This is a genomic window from Halopseudomonas bauzanensis, assembly GCF_900114735.1.
Taxonomy (GTDB): Bacteria; Pseudomonadota; Gammaproteobacteria; order Pseudomonadales; family Pseudomonadaceae; genus Halopseudomonas; species Halopseudomonas bauzanensis.
Genome location: NZ_FOUA01000001.1, coordinates 1,322,582 through 1,336,830, shown reverse-complemented (window position 1 = coordinate 1,336,830; position 14,249 = coordinate 1,322,582). Strand labels below are relative to the sequence as shown.

Genomic DNA, 14,249 nt, shown 5'->3' with positions numbered 1-14,249 from the left:
GAATCCTCTTGTACCGCTGCGGCCTACATTGAAGCGTTTGTAGACCTTATTCCAGTAGCCAAACGCCTTGGGCAGGTCTCTCCAGGGACATCCCGTGCGCATGCGGTACAGCATGCCCTCCACGGTCATTCGTAGATCACGCTTGTTGTAGATGGCCTTGTGCAGCAGAATTTCCCGCAGCTTCGACCAATGCTCATCGCTGAGCAGTAATCGGGGCATTGCAAGCTCGTATCGATGTTGGGTCAGAGCTTCAACGATACGGGCTTGCTCTTATAGATCAATGGGTTAGCGCGAAATGGCAACAGACCCTAGCAAACCAGTTCAAATAACGTGGCGCAGTAGTTTTATCAGGTCCAAATGCGCCGTTTGGCCTGCGTCAGTTTCCCGGCGGTCTCCAGCTGTACATACACCAAACGCCTCTGGTCATCCACCGCGTCGCAACTCCCTGACACCCCGGCCCAGCTTGCGGCGCAACAGGGCCCGCAGGGTCACCCCATCCGAGTACCCGACCTGTGCGGCGACTTGGTCGACGCTCGCGTTTCCGGTGCGCAAGAGATGGACGGCATGCTCCACGCGCAGGTCCTGGAAATACGACAACGGTGTCTTGCCCAAAACGCTTTGCAGCCGCCGCGCCAAGGTGCGCTCGCTTGTGCCCGCGGCGCTGGCCGCCTCGGCCAGCGAGAACCCCTTCGCGAGCTGACTTCTGGCCCAGCACTCGAAGCGCTCCACCATCGGGTCGGCATGCGCAAGGTGGTCGGGAATCACGAACTCGGCTTGCGAACTGCGTGCCTCGACCAGCAGATAGCGTGCTACTAGGGCCGCCAGCGCCGGACTGCGCCCCCGGATGATGCGCAAGGCCAGGTCGATGTGGGCCAAAGCGGCACCCGCGGTAGTGAAGCGTGTCGAGTTCACGATCATGCGTGACTCGTCCAGCGTGACGTTCGGATAGCGCTGCCGAAACATCGGCCCCAGCCACCATGACGTCGTCGCACGATGCCCATCAAGCAGGCCACTCTCTGCAAGCAAGAAACTACCGGAGCAGGCGGCACCAAGGTGCGCGCCAGCGGTGGACCACTGCTGTAGCGCGGCGACCGCATCGGGCACGTCGGGGCGTGTGAGCCGAGCCGAGAGCGTGTCGGGCATCTTGTCACCAAACGCGGGCACGAGCACGACGTCTGGTTCCGGCACACCACGCGCAGGGACCACGGGGACCGTCAAGCCTTGCGCAGTTCGGATGCGACGCCGCACGCCCACCAGCGTGAGCTCTATGTGCGCGGGAGCCTGTGGAAGCGAGCCCGCCATCGCATTGGCCAAGCCCACTGTGTCGGTGAGCGCCGCAAGCCCCAGATCAAACACGCCGTCACAAACAAGGATGTGGAGTTTCATGGCAACAATGATATCAATATTGTCATTATTGTCTATAGAGATGGCTGTCATGACGACTTAGACTGCAGGCTCGTCGATCCATTCACCTAACCCATTTACCCAAAGGATTACAGTATGACCAAGCTCGCCCTGTTTGTTCGCCTCGAAGCCAAACCCGGCCAGGAGGCTGCGCTTGCCGACTTCCTGGCCAGCGCACTGCCGCTCGCCAACGCCGAGTCCGGCACCACTGCCTGGTTCGCATTGAAGTTTGGCCCTTCGACGTTCGGTGTGTTCGATGCCTTTGCCGATGAGGTAGGTCGCCAGGCACATCTGAACGGCCAGATCGCCGCGGCCTTGATGGCCAACGCCGCGACCTTGCTCAGTTCTCCGCCCAATATCGAGAAGGTCGAACTCCTTGCAGCCAAGCTGCCTGCATGACAACCCGGCCTTGACCAAATCAGGTCACGCTGCAGGATGGGGTCACACGGCCTTACATTGTTTGGGTAAGGAGGGGTTCTACCCCGAAATCACGGACGGTTTGGAAAGAGCTGAAAACTTCTGGTCCTGCTTGACCCGGCGCCGTCGCATCCTGGGGTTGTGGCGGCGCTGGATGTATTCGAACACATCGGACCTGGCGGGATCGAGTGTTGGATACGTTGTGCGATAGATCCGTTCGCGTTTGAGCAGACCAAAGAACCCATCGCAGGCGGCATTGTCGCCACAATGCCCCACCGCACACATCGAGCAGAGCAGGCCGTTGGCGGCCAGGTAGTCCTGGTAATCACCGCTACGAAATTGGCTGCCACGGTCGGAATGGAGGATCAGCGGATGCTGCTCCTGACGCTGCCAAACCGCCATCTGCACGGCCCTGATCACCATCTGCCGGTCCTGCCGGTGATGCATGGACCAGCCCACAATGCGCTGATCAAACAGGTCCAGCACGACACACAGATACAGCTTGGCCTGCTGGGTCTTGATCTCGTTGATGTCGGTCACCCACTTGGTTTCCGGCTCCAGGGCGCTGAAATCACGCTCCAACAGATTGCAAACGCCCTGCGGCGTCAGTGCCGGTTGAGCACGCTGACCTCGCCGTTTCGGGCGCGGCCAGCCCTGCAGGCCAGCTGCTGCCATCAGCTGGGCAACCCGGTTCCGACTGGCCGTCAGCCCTTCCTCGGTCAGATCTTCCTGCATGCGGCCGGCGCCCAGTGTGCCCCGGCTGTCCTGATGCAGCGCGTGGATACGGCACAGCAAGCGCTCATTGTCGCGCTGGCGGGCACTGGGCAGGCGCTTGCTCCAGTCGTAGTAGCCACTGGTCGAAACCCGCAGGCAGCGGCACATCAGGCGAATCGGAAACTCATCGCGGCAACGCTCGATCACCTGATACCTCAGGATGATCCCTTGGCAAAGAGCGCCGCCGCTTCGCGCAAAAAATCCCGTTCCTTGGTGATCCGGGCCAACTCGCGCTTGAGCCGGGCAAATTCCTCGTCACGCGGGCTCCCGGTGCCAACAAAGGCGGCTTTCCCAGCCATATCCGCCTCCCGCTTCCAGCGGGTCAGCAGGCTGTCACGGATACCCAATTCGCGGGCCACCTGGGCGCAGCTGACACCTGGCCGACTGGCTTGTTCCACTGCACCACGCTTGAACTCGGCACTGAACTTGCGACGCTTTGACATGAACACTCCTCATGGCCTGTATCGGCCTTCTTGTTAGTGTCCGTGAAAACGGGGGGTGAACCCGGCAGGCGCTCTTTGGCGTTGCCGTTCAATCGATCAAACCAGGATCAGGCGCGAGCGGCGGCAGCTCCTGTTTCAGCGGATCAAGACGACTGCGCAACAGTGCATGTAATTGCTGAACGGCCGGCGAATATTGCTTGCGATGCGGGCACACCAGGTTCAACGGTGTGGGCTCGCCTTGGTAGTTGGCCAGCACTATTTCCAGCCGTCCCGCCTCAATGTCATCGTGTACGTCCAGCCAGGATTTGTAGGCCAGTCCTTCCCCAGCTACCGCCAAGCGTCGCACGATTTCGGCATCGTTGCTGAAAAGTGGACCGGTGACTTGCACTGTCTGATCACCTACCTGCCAGCGGTCATGCGCCCGCCCATTGAGCGAATACAGCAGACAGTGATGCTGGGCTAGATCGGTAGGCTTTTGAGGTCTGCCGTTACGTTCTAGATAATCGGGAGCGCCCACCAGTACACGGCGGTTCCAGGGAGCTAGCGGCAATGCCACCCAGCTCGCATCGTCAAACACGCCGTAGCGCAGGGCAACGTCGACCGGATCTCGAAAAACATCCGCCACTTGATCGGAAATTAGTAGACGAAGACTGAGCGCTGGATGCTGACGGCGAAACTCGGAAAGCCATAACAACAGCAGGTTGCGCCCTAGATCTGATGGAGCCGAAACCTGCAGCAAACCCTGCAGCTGGGTACTTTCCCGACGTATCCGGTCTTGACCTTCGTGCAACGTATCCAGCGCCTCGCGGGCAAACGGCAAGTAGTGCTCTCCTTCGGCAGTCAGCCGCAGGCTGCGCGTAGAACGAGCGAATAGACGGGTATCCAGCTCTCGCTCGAGGCGTTTGATCGCCGCAGCCACCTGGCCTGGAAGCAGGCCGACCTCGCGAGCGACGTTGGAGAAGCTACCCAGCGCGGCTGTGCGCACAAACAACTGAAGGTCTTCGATCCGAACCATTTTCACGCCTGCGATGAAAGTGCTGGTGCATTTTTAGCCTTTTTCCAGAGGTATTGGAAGACGATAATTACCAAACTTTTACTTGTTCCTGACCTTCAAGGATTGGCCCACATGAAAGCTATCGTCTTCACCGAATACGGCCTGCCAATCGACGACCCTCGTGCATTGTTCGACAGCGAGCTTCCAGAACCTACCCCTGGCCCGCATGACCTGCTGGTGCAGGTCAGGGCCATCGCGGTGAATCCAGTCGATACCAAGGTGCGTTCCGGCAAGGGTGCCACCCCCCAGCCCCAAGTGCTCGGATGGGACACGGTCGGTGTAGTGGGCGCCGTGGGTTCCGACGTAACGTTGTTCCAGCCCGGCGATGAAGTGTTTTATGCCGGCGCCATCGACCGTCCTGGCAGCTACAGCGAGTTGCATCTGGTCGACGAACGCATCGTCGGGCGCAAGCCGCGTAGCCTGGACGATGCCAGTGCGGCGGCTTTGCCATTGACGTCGATTACCGCCTGGGAACTGCTGTTCGACCGCCTGGGCATCGGCGAGCACGGTGGAGCAGGGCAGAGTCTGCTGATCCTGGGTGCCGGGGGCGGCGTGGGTTCGATCCTGACGCAACTGGCCCGCCAGTTGACCGGCCTGAAGGTGATCGGCACTACGTCTCGCCCGGAAACCCGGGAATGGGTCAGCGCCCTGGGTGCGCATCATGTGATCGACCACAGCCGACCGCTGGCCGAGCAGCTAAAGCACATCGGTATCGAGGTGGTGGATTATGTGATCAGCCTCACCCACACCGACAGCTACCTTCCTCAACTGATTGAGGTGTTGCGGCCCCAGGGTCATCTGGCACTGATCGACGATCCGGCTGTGCTCGATGTAGTACCACTCAAACGCAAGTCGCTGGCGCTGCACTGGGAGCTGATGTTCACCCGCTCGCTGTACGGGACGGACGACATGATCAAGCAGCACCTGTTGCTCAACCGCGTGGCGGAGCTGATCGACGCTGGTGTGCTGAAGACGACTGTAGGGGAGCATTTCGGGCGCATCGAGGCGGCCAACCTGCGGCGTGCCCATGCACTGATCGAAAGCGGCAAGGCCGTGGGCAAGATCGTCCTGGAAGGCTTCTGATTTATCCATGCATTAGCGCCGGCCACGCGGGCAGGAGCCCCAACATGCGGATCGAAAAGCGGTTCCGCCACACCCTGTTGGCCTTGGCGCTAGCCAGTCCAGTCACCTTCGCCACGCGACTCCAGCCGCTGCCGGCCAGTGCTCCGTCGGCTCGGCCGATTGGTGTGATTGACCAGGTATTTGCCTTCCATGACGCGATGCCCACCGGCGTAACCGTCAGCGAAACCGGACGCATCTTCGTCAACTTCCCGCGCTGGGGCGACGCCGTAGCTTTCACCGTCGCTGAAATTCGAGACGGGAAGATCCAACCATACCCCAATGCAGCCATCAATACCGAAGACCCCAACGACCCTGCAAAGTGCTTCATCAGCGTTCAAAGCGTTGTCGCCGACGGCAAGGGGCGTATCTGGGCGCTGGACACCGCCGCGCCGGAGTTCGCCACACCACGTGCTGGCGGGGCAAAGCTGGTAGCCATCGACCTGACCAGAAATCGAGTTGTCAAAACCCTAGTATTTCCACCTGAAGTGATCCTGCCGAGCACCTATGTCAATGACATGCGCTTCGACTTCCGGGTGGGTAAGCAAGGCACGGTTTATGTAACCGATTCATCCGTTTCCGGCCCTGGAGGAATCATCGTCATGGATATCGCCAGTGGCAAAGCCATCCGTCGCCTGAGCGGCGCGGCACAGACCTCTGTCGATCCGGATTTTGTGCCGGTCGTAGAAGGAAAGCCGGCGCTGCTGACCAGGGACGCCGATGGCAAGCCGAAGGCGCTGGGTGTTGCTTCCGACGGTATCGCCTTGTCCGCCGATGGAAAAGACCTTTATTTCTCCCCGCTGTACAGCCGCCATCTGTACGCCGTGTCTACTGCACTACTGCGCGATCCAGGCATAAGTGAGGCGCAGTTGTAGTCCGGTGTACGTGACCTGGACGAGAAGGGAGCCTCCGATGGACTTGAGGCGGATGCTGAGTCCGCCGTTTACACCACTGACTATGAGCACAACGGTATTCGCAAGCGCCTGCCCGACGGCAGATGGCAAACCGTCGTCCATGATCCGCGGGTTCTCTGGCCGGACACCCTTTCCATCAGCCCAGACGGTTACCTGTATTTCATCGCCAACCAGCTGCATCGCTCACCTGGCTTTAACGAAGGTCAGGATCTACGTAGAAAGCCTTACAGCCTGTTGCGAGTGAAGATCGACGCAGCGCCTGCGCCGACGTACTGAGACGGCTGCCGATCAACGTGGCGGCGATCTCGGCGCGCATGGCAGGTGTGGTGCGTACATTCTTGTGCAGAGAGATTTGCATTACAGGCTCCTGGTTGATGGCAGGGGCTGTATCAACTCCCGCAGCACGGTTCGCGCCATAAACAGCGGATGGCGATTTATATCTATGCAATCGTCCGGGATGCGACACATAGGCAACACTGGCGCGAAGCACGGCGCATTCCCAGCTGATCCAGAAGTGAGCTGCAAGGGCGCAAAAATATGCATAGGTGCCGGGAACAGTAGCGACATATTGACATATGCAGATATCGCGAATAGTATTGACTCGTAGCCCGCGCTAGAAACCTCAGGAGGTAGCCCTATGAAAGATTCCAGCGATACCCATCCGAATCACCTTCCCTGGCCGGTATTCGCAACGATATGCGCGTAGCCTACAGCCAGAAGAAGAATATCTACGTCAGCCTCAACGAAGCACCGCTAGGCTCTTCTGACCTCGTTGATCCATGTTCTTTGACTTATGACATCTAATAATTTAGATATGCAGGTAAATGAAGTGACACAATCAGAACTTTTCAAAACCACTCAGCTGGGCCCATACACCCTCAAGAACCGTATCGTTCTGCCGCCACTGACGCGTTCGCGCAGCTCCCAACCCGGCAATATTGCGAACGACCTAATGGCCACATATTACCGTCAGCGCAGCGGTGCTGGCTTCATGGTGACCGAGGGCACACAGATCGAACCCCGAGGACAGGGTTATGCCTGGACACCTGGCATTCATAGCCCGGAACAGATACAAGGCTGGCGTAAGGTCACCGACGCTGTTCACGCCGAAGGGGGGGTGATCTTTGCTCAACTTTGGCATGTGGGCCGCGTGTCGCACACGTCGCTGCAACCCGGTGGTGAAGCGCCCGTCGCGCCATCAGCCATCCGCGCGGACAACGTCAAGGTGTTCATCGAAACTGGCCCCGGCACGGGTACACTGGCCGACCCTTCGACCCCACGAGCCCTGTCCACCAAGGAGGTAAAGGAACTGGTTGAGCTCTACGCCCAAGCAGCCCGAAATGCTTTGGACGCAGGTTTTGACGGGGTGGAGCTTCACTGCGCGAATGGGTACCTGGTAAACCAGTTCATTTCGGCGCATACCAACCAGCGTGATGATGAATATGGCGGTTCGCTGCAGAACCGTCTTCGCTTCCTGCGCGAAATCACCCTCGCCGTTGCTGGTGTCGTCGGCAAGGAGCGCGTTGGCGTTCGCTTCGCCCCGCTGTTCGCGACCACAGACGAAGACCGCGTCTACCTTGGCCTGGTCGAAGAAGATCCTCACCAAACCTACATCGAGGCAGTGAAGATCCTCGAGGAAGTGGGCATTGCCTACCTGTCGCTCGCTGAAGCCGATTGGGAAAACGCACCCGAGCTGCCCGAGACGTTCCGGGAAGCTGTTCGTAAGACCTTCAGCGGCAAGATTCTCTATGCCGGCAAGTACACCGCTGAACGAGGAAATCGCGTGATAAAAGCTGGCTGGGCCGACCTGATCGCTTTTGGTCGCCCCTTCATTGCGAACCCCGACCTGCCCGCGCGTATCGCCAACAACTGGCCGCTTAACCCACTTGATCCAAGCAGCATGTACGGCGGTACCGATAAGGGCTACACCGACTACCCTACTTACACACCCTAAGCGCCCAGTGCCACGCCCCATAACTCAGGGGCGTGGCTCAGCGTTTGCTGACCGAGGAAGTTAAGCATGTACCAACCGAGCACGACTCCCTACCAAGAGCATAGGGGATTCAAACGGACCTTCAGGCAGGGTCATCTAAGCCTTGGGCTGTTCTTTCCCCTGGAGGCTTTCGAGGGTGACACACCGCGCATGCTGGATCAGGTCGCGCTGGCCAAACGTGCAGAGGCACTTGGTTTTTCGGCGCTCTGGTTTCGCGACGTGCCGCTCAGGGACCCAAGCTTCGGCGATGTCGGCCAGGTTTTCGACCCTTGGGTGTATCTGGGCTACATGGCAGCCCATACAACAAAAATCGCACTAGGCACCGCCTCCATCGCCCTTACTTTGCGTAATCCCTTGCACACGGCAAAGGCCGCAGCGAGCATTGATCAGTTGAGCGGAGGTCGCTTGCTCCTGGGAGTAGCCTCTGGCGATCGTCCCGTGGAGTTTCCCGCATTCAGCGTTGATCCAGAACAGCGCGGCGAGACCTTTCAAGAAAACCTCAATGTGATACGCCAAGCCCATCGAACACACTTCGAGCCCATTCGCTGGAGTCACGGTGAGTTACTGGGGGCCGATCTCGTTCCCAAACCTACGACTCGGGAAATACCGCTATTCGTAACCGGACATAGCCGCCAGTCGCTCGATTGGATCGCGCGTGAAAGCCATGGATGGATCAACTATCCACGTCCGCCAAAAATACAGCGACTCATCGTGGAAGATTGGCGACAGGAAACGGCTAAACAATGTGGCACTATCTACAAGCCGTTCTTGCAATCGCTGTATATCGACCTGGACGAACACCCATCCACGCCGCCCTCGCCTATCCATCTAGGATTCCGACTGGGACGTAACCATCTTCTGGCCTTGCTGGATACACTTCAGGAAATCGGTGTAGATCACGTCATCCTGAACCTCAAGTATGGTAAACGCCCCGCAGCAGAGGTTATCGAGGAACTTGGCAAACATATCGTCCCGCAATTCGGCGCACAGGTGTCCGATAGTCCTACCTGACAGGACAATAGGATTCCAGTCCAAGCCTGCCCATCACTGCGAAGGGCAGGCGCGGAGATCATGGTGAAGCCTTCCAATTTGCTGCGTGAATCAGGAAGATATCCAGATATCGGAAGAGTAGGTATAAAAAATTCATGACTATTGACGTCAACGAAGCCCTGAAAGCATTGGCGAACCCGATGCGCCTTACCATCCTCAATTGGCTCAAGGATCCCAGGACAGCCTTTCCCGGGCAGGAGGTCGACCCAGAAACGGTAGGCGTGTGCGTCAGTATCATCCAAGAGCGCACGGGCCTCTCGCAGTCAACGACATCGCTTTATCTCGCAGCTCTACAGCGCGCGCAATTGGTGACATCGCAGCGGATCGGCCCTTGGACCTACTACAAACGCCACGATGAGAATATCGATGCCTTCCTCAAGGCGCTGCAAGAAAGAATCTAGGTGTGCAGTCCCACGAAGTCATGGTGCATTCTTGAGCCCTCATCAGGAGGATGCGCTATGGCAACAGGTCTTCATGGCTCAGCCCGCACAACACCGCCCCGCGAGTTCGAGCCGAGCTCCAAGCGTCGCAAGAGTCGACGCGCGCCCTTGCCGCCCGCTACGGACTGAACGTCAAGACCGTAGCCAAGTGGGGTTCGCGCTCGACGACAACAGACAAACCCATGGGGCCTGCCAAACCATGTAGCGTCCGGCTCTCGGATGCTGAAGAAGCGATGGTGGTCGATTTCAGGCGCCGCACCCTGCTTCCCTTGGACGACCTGCTGGGGCATCTGCGTGAAACCCTCCCTCCTTTACGAATACCGGATAGCGTAGGAGTGATTGATTTTCATGCGTTAGAGAGGGCCTCGCTGCCCAAAAGCCTCACGTGCAAACTCCAAGAAGCTGCGCAGCTTTGGAGTCATTCTTCGGTCAGGGGCATAGAGGATGTGCATTGCGGTATTCGGCACCGGGTACTGCGGCAACAGGCGCACCAGTGTCCCATCGCGCAGTGCATCGCTAACCAACTCTATCGGCTGTAGAACCACACCTAGGCCAGCTACAGCCGCTGCCAGCAGTGGATCACCTTGATTGATCGTTAATTTGCTTCTAATAGGAACATCTATACGCCCCTCCGGGCTGTCGAAGCTCCAGTGTGAGCGGCCATCAGAATAGGTAAACCCCAGACACTCCTGCTGCTGTAGATCCCACGGATTGATGATGGGAGGGCGACGTGCAAGATAGGACGGCGCAGCGCATAAAACCATCTGATAGGGCTCCAGTGGCACTGCCTTCAACCCACTGCTCACCAGCTCGCCGATGCGAAATACCACGTCGTAACCCTCATCAACGATATCGACCAGCTCGTTCGATAACGTTAGGTCAACAGACACCTGAGGATACCGAACCATGTATTCCAGCAGGCGTGGCGAAAGCGTGCGAACTCCGAACGTGACCGGCGCGTTGATGCGAAGACGGCCGCTTGGTGTGCCCCGAGTGAGGGCAGCCAGGTTCTCGGCAGACTGCATGTCTGCAAGGATCAGTTTTGCTCGCGGGTAGAACGCCCTGCCGAAGTCGGTGAGGCTTTGCCTGCGCGTAGTCCGGTGCAGCAGGGAAACCCCCAGATGTTGCTCGAGCATTTTCACCTGTTTCCCTACCAATTGAGGGGACAGATTCAGGTCGTCCGCAGCGGCGCTGAATGAGCCCAGCTCAACTGCTTTGGCGAACGTGGCCATCTGGGTCAGGCGATCCATTATAAACACTCTGTTTCTAGTAATACGCCATCATAGGCCTTTATCTAGCGCCAACCAATGACTAAATTTTTGTCACCTTTCGAGTGCCCGGATACCTTCCGGATGTACGTCGAGGCCCATTGATAAACGAGGTATTTATGATGGCACGCATTGTCAGAATTCATGAATACGGTGACGCCAGCGTTCTGAAGCTGGAAGATCTGGAAGTATCGGCACCAGCAGCAAACGAGGTGCAGATTAGTGTTAAAGCTATTGGCTTGAACCGAGCCGAAGTGATGTTTCGCAATCACGCATACCTGCAAGAAGCGGAGTTCCCCAGCCGCTTAGGCTACGAGGCCGCAGGCATCGTAACGGCAGTCGGGAGCGACGTAACCGAGATCACGGTTGGTGACTCGGTCGCTCTGATCCCACCTCTGGATATTGCTCGCTGGGGCACCTACGGCGAGTTGGCCAATGTACCGGCCCACCTGGTGGTAAAGAGCCCTGAGAACTTGTCCTTTGAAGAGGCTGCGGCGTCTTGGATGCAGTACGTCACCGCCTGGGGGGCATTGATTGAACAGGCGAAGCTACGGCAGGGCGATTTTGTCATCGTTACCGCCGCGTCAAGCAGTGTTGGCTTGGCCGCCTTCCAAATGGCTCGTATGGTCGGCGCCACATCGATTGCGATCACTCGAACTCACGCGAAGAAGCAGGCCCTGCTTGATGCAGGCGCTGCGCATGTCATCGTCAGCGATGAAGAGGATATCGTCGAGCGTGTTATGACGATAACTGCCGGTCAAGGCGCTCGCGTTGTATTCGATCCTGTAGGCGGGCCGTCCTTTGAACCTCTCACGCAGAGCATGGCGCGGGGCGGAATTTTGCTGGTGTACGGCGCACTCAGCTCTGAACCGACACCATTCCCACTGTTTACCGTGCTGGGCAAAAGCCTGACTTTGAAGGGTTATCTCTACGCAGAGATTGTGGCCGACCCTGAAGCCCTGGAGAGAGCGAAGGCTTTTATTCTGCAAGGGTTGAAGTCCGGTGCGTTGCGCCCGATCATCGCAAAGACATTCGCACTTAGCGACATCCAGGATGCCCATCGTTTCCTTGAAGCCAATCAGCAGATCGGCAAGATCGTGATAACTGTCTGACCAGCAATTATGGGGCTGAGAGCGTAATCCTTCGGCCCCGATTCAAGCCAGCCCTGATGACCGCTTTTGGCCGATTCTGTGTATCCGTCCGGCCAACACACCTTCCTGGCCCCGACGCCAAAGGCGATGGTGTCCACCTGATTTAAGTGGACACCATTTCTAGCTTTTTAAGCCGCTGGGCAAACCTATTTTCCCGAGGGCGTGGCGCGGCCGGGTTGGTATCAGCCAACGGACAGAGGTGTTGAGCGCAGGCTGGGAGAAAGACTCGCTTGGCTGCGTTCGCTCGATGATGAGACGCCGCCAGAGGCGGACGCCTGATCGGTCCATCCGAAACCGGCCCATCGTGATCTCACAAACTACAGGATAAGCACATGCCAGCCTCTTCTTTCGGTGAATCCTCGGCGCATATCAGACGCAGACGCGTTGCCCACTATCTACGCACGGAGTCTGGCGCTGCGGTGCTGCTGGTGATCGTCACGGTTGTGGCGCTCGTGTGGGCGAACTCGCCGCTATCCAACGCCTATTTCGAGTTGTGGCACCTAGACGTCGGGTTCAACTTCGGGCCACTGCGCCTACACATGGATCTGCATCACTGGATCAACGACGGCCTGATGGTCGTCTTCTTCTTCCTGATCGGCCTGGAGGTGCGTCAGGAGTTCGCCCACGGATCGCTCCGGGACCGCAGCCGCGCCCGCCTCGCCCTGATCGCGGGGGTCACGGGTGTCGTGCTTCCCGCGCTGGTGTATGTCCTGATCGTGAAACTAGCCGGAAGTGAGGGCCTGCACGGGTGGGGTGCGGTGGTCGGCACCGATACGGCGTTCATGCTGGGCACCTTGGCGATCGTCGGCCCGCGGCTATCGGGTCAGTTGCGCGTGTTCCTGCTCACCCTGACCGTGGTCGATGACTTCCTCGCAGTGTCCATCATCGGCATCGTCTATAGCGAGGAGATCCGGATCGTCCCGTTGCTTATCGCCCTCGCCAGCCTCGTTGGATTGTGGTTGTTGGGGCGCACCCGGCAGTGGCGGGCGACGCCGTATGTGTTGATCGTGATCGTGCTGTGGTTCGCGACCGTGTACTCCGGCATCCATGCCTCCCTGGCCGGGATGGCTGCGGGGCTCCTGATCCCCGCCTACGCGACGCAGCGTCACAAAGTCGTCGCGGCAAGACAACTGTTCCGTGACTTCTGGCAGTCTCCGAGTGCCGCATCGGCCCACGCGGTGGACCGCGGACTATCCCGCGGTATCTCTGTGAACGAGCGGCTGCACGAGTTCCTGCGGCTGCCGGCGGCACTGCTGATCGTGCCGGTGTTCGCCTTGGCGAACGCCGGGGTGGATCTGCGTGGCGGGTTGCTCGCTGAGGCCTTCGGCTCGCCCGTGACCTGGGGCGTCATCTCGGGACTCGTGCTCGGTAAGCTCCTAGGCATCGGGCTCATCACTCTAGCCGCAGTCCGCCTCGGACTGGGGCGCCTGCCGGTGGGCGTCGGGATGGGGAGCGTGTTCGGTGGTGCGGCGCTGTCCGGGATCGGTTTCACCGTGTCGCTGCTCATCATCGGGCTCGCGTTCGGTACGACCTCTGACCTGGGCCGCCAGGCGACGGTCGGGGTGCTCGTGTCGATGTTACTCGCCACGTTGCTGGGGTGGCTCATATTCAAGGTCGCCGCTCTCAAGTGGGGGGAGGAGACTGCCGATTTGCCGATGGTACTTGAGCCACCAGTCGATCCGGAGGTCGATCACATCCGCGGTCCGGAGGACGCCCAGCTCACGCTCGTGGAGTACGTTGACTTCGAGTGCGCGTACTGTGCACACGCCACCGGTTCGTGGGACGATCTGCGCGCCCACTTCGGGGACGACCTGCGGTATGTGGTGCGCCAGTTGCCGCACCACCCCCACGGGCCGATCGCCGCGCGGGCGTCCGAGGCGGCATCGAACCAGGGGATGTTCTGGCCGTGGCTGGACTTCGTGTTCACCCGTCAGCATGCGCTGGAGCGAGAGGACTTGATCGGCTACGCCGCCGAGCTGGGTCTTGACATCGATCGGTTCATCGCGGATCTCGACAGCCCCGCAGTGATAGAGCGTGTCGAGCGTGACCTCGTCAGCGCGGTCGCCAGCGGTGCGCACGTCACTCCTACGTTCTTCATCGAGGGTCGTCGTCTGCTCGGCAGTTACGACGCCCGCACTCTCACCGCAGTGCTCGAAGCCAGTCGCCGCGGCCCTCGCACTCAGGAAGTCCCGTCCTGAGTGGGGCGAACTACAGGATAAGAA

Annotated in this window: 11 protein-coding genes and 3 pseudogenes; 9 read left to right on the top strand and 5 right to left on the bottom strand. The window is 59.2% G+C overall.

The features are described 5' to 3' along the window. Positions 1-27 precede the first annotated feature (27 nt). Both BM267_RS06180 and BM267_RS16995 read right to left on the bottom strand, forming a co-directional pair. A pseudogene (locus BM267_RS06180) lies at positions 28-219 on the bottom strand (transposase); the annotation flags it as partial. Positions 220-423: 204 nt separating this feature from the next. Further along, a complete protein-coding gene (locus BM267_RS16995) occupies positions 424-732 on the bottom strand; it encodes a helix-turn-helix domain-containing protein (RefSeq protein ID WP_369806812.1) in 309 nt (102 codons plus the stop codon). 768 nt (positions 733-1,500) lie between these two features. On the opposite strand from BM267_RS16995, the gene BM267_RS06170 reads away from it, so the two are divergent. Beyond that, positions 1,501-1,803 (top strand): putative quinol monooxygenase, encoded by a 303-nt coding sequence (locus tag BM267_RS06170; RefSeq protein WP_036993207.1) that lies wholly within the window; start codon positions 1,501-1,503, stop codon positions 1,801-1,803. Positions 1,804-1,881: 78 nt separating this feature from the next. On the opposite strand, the gene BM267_RS06165 is transcribed toward BM267_RS06170, so the two are convergent. Both BM267_RS06165 and BM267_RS06155 read right to left on the bottom strand, forming a co-directional pair. Then, positions 1,882-3,038, bottom strand: a protein-coding gene (locus tag BM267_RS06165) for an IS3 family transposase (RefSeq protein ID WP_143062997.1) whose coding sequence is annotated in 2 segments (ribosomal slippage) — positions 1,882-2,798 and positions 2,798-3,038 — 1,158 coding nt in all. Because the reading frame shifts where the segments join, the coding sequence is not laid out codon by codon here. An 88-nt stretch (positions 3,039-3,126) separates the two neighbouring features. Beyond that, complete coding sequence (locus BM267_RS06155; protein WP_074777284.1) at positions 3,127-4,053, bottom strand: LysR family transcriptional regulator; 927 nt, start codon at positions 4,051-4,053, stop codon at positions 3,127-3,129. A 111-nt stretch (positions 4,054-4,164) separates the two neighbouring features. On the opposite strand from BM267_RS06155, the gene BM267_RS06150 reads away from it, so the two are divergent. The 6 genes and pseudogenes from BM267_RS06150 to BM267_RS16585 form a co-directional block, all read left to right on the top strand. After that, positions 4,165-5,175, top strand: coding sequence for a zinc-binding alcohol dehydrogenase family protein (locus tag BM267_RS06150; RefSeq protein ID WP_036993201.1), 1,011 nt, complete (start codon positions 4,165-4,167; stop codon positions 5,173-5,175). Positions 5,176-5,219: 44 nt separating this feature from the next. Then, a pseudogene (locus BM267_RS06145) lies at positions 5,220-6,401 on the top strand (L-dopachrome tautomerase-related protein). Positions 6,402-6,939: 538 nt separating this feature from the next. Further along, entirely contained in the window at positions 6,940-8,079 is a 1,140-nt protein-coding gene (locus BM267_RS06140) for an alkene reductase (RefSeq protein ID WP_074777287.1), read from the top strand. A 66-nt stretch (positions 8,080-8,145) separates the two neighbouring features. Beyond that, positions 8,146-9,129, top strand: coding sequence for an LLM class oxidoreductase (locus BM267_RS06135; RefSeq protein WP_036993199.1), 984 nt, complete (start codon positions 8,146-8,148; stop codon positions 9,127-9,129). Positions 9,130-9,263: 134 nt separating this feature from the next. Beyond that, complete coding sequence (locus BM267_RS06130) at positions 9,264-9,569, top strand: ArsR/SmtB family transcription factor (protein WP_036993197.1); 306 nt, start codon at positions 9,264-9,266, stop codon at positions 9,567-9,569. Positions 9,570-9,626: 57 nt separating this feature from the next. Then, positions 9,627-9,922: pseudogene (locus tag BM267_RS16585) on the top strand (IS481 family transposase); the annotation flags it as partial. Positions 9,923-9,961: 39 nt separating this feature from the next. On the opposite strand, the gene BM267_RS06125 reads toward BM267_RS16585, so the two are convergent. Further along, positions 9,962-10,858 (bottom strand): LysR family transcriptional regulator, encoded by an 897-nt coding sequence (locus BM267_RS06125; RefSeq protein WP_036993196.1) that lies wholly within the window; start codon positions 10,856-10,858, stop codon positions 9,962-9,964. A gap of 140 nt (positions 10,859-10,998) precedes the next feature. On the opposite strand from BM267_RS06125, the gene BM267_RS06120 reads away from it, so the two are divergent. Both BM267_RS06120 and nhaA read left to right on the top strand, forming a co-directional pair. Further along, positions 10,999-11,988 (top strand): zinc-dependent alcohol dehydrogenase family protein, encoded by a 990-nt coding sequence (locus BM267_RS06120; RefSeq protein WP_036993279.1) that lies wholly within the window; start codon positions 10,999-11,001, stop codon positions 11,986-11,988. Positions 11,989-12,359: 371 nt separating this feature from the next. Continuing rightward, positions 12,360-14,225 (top strand): Na+/H+ antiporter NhaA, encoded by a 1,866-nt coding sequence (nhaA, locus tag BM267_RS06115; RefSeq protein ID WP_074777290.1) that lies wholly within the window; start codon positions 12,360-12,362, stop codon positions 14,223-14,225. Positions 14,226-14,249 lie beyond the last annotated feature (24 nt).

Bases quoted from the DNA above. Each gene is read 5' to 3' on its own strand.
- BM267_RS16995 (WP_369806812.1), bottom strand. From the start codon at position 732: ATGGTGGAGCGCTTCGAGTGCTGGGCCAGAAGTCAGCTCGCGAAGGGG.
- BM267_RS06170 (WP_036993207.1), top strand. From the start codon at position 1,501: ATGACCAAGCTCGCCCTGTTTGTTCGCCTCGAAGCCAAACCCGGCCAG.
- BM267_RS06155 (WP_074777284.1), bottom strand. From the start codon at position 4,053: ATGGTTCGGATCGAAGACCTTCAGTTGTTTGTGCGCACAGCCGCGCTG.
- BM267_RS06150 (WP_036993201.1), top strand. From the start codon at position 4,165: ATGAAAGCTATCGTCTTCACCGAATACGGCCTGCCAATCGACGACCCT.
- BM267_RS06140 (WP_074777287.1), top strand. From the start codon at position 6,940: ATGCAGGTAAATGAAGTGACACAATCAGAACTTTTCAAAACCACTCAG.
- BM267_RS06135 (WP_036993199.1), top strand. From the start codon at position 8,146: ATGTACCAACCGAGCACGACTCCCTACCAAGAGCATAGGGGATTCAAA.
- BM267_RS06130 (WP_036993197.1), top strand. From the start codon at position 9,264: ATGACTATTGACGTCAACGAAGCCCTGAAAGCATTGGCGAACCCGATG.
- BM267_RS06125 (WP_036993196.1), bottom strand. From the start codon at position 10,858: ATGGATCGCCTGACCCAGATGGCCACGTTCGCCAAAGCAGTTGAGCTG.
- BM267_RS06120 (WP_036993279.1), top strand. From the start codon at position 10,999: ATGGCACGCATTGTCAGAATTCATGAATACGGTGACGCCAGCGTTCTG.
- nhaA (WP_074777290.1), top strand. From the start codon at position 12,360: ATGCCAGCCTCTTCTTTCGGTGAATCCTCGGCGCATATCAGACGCAGA.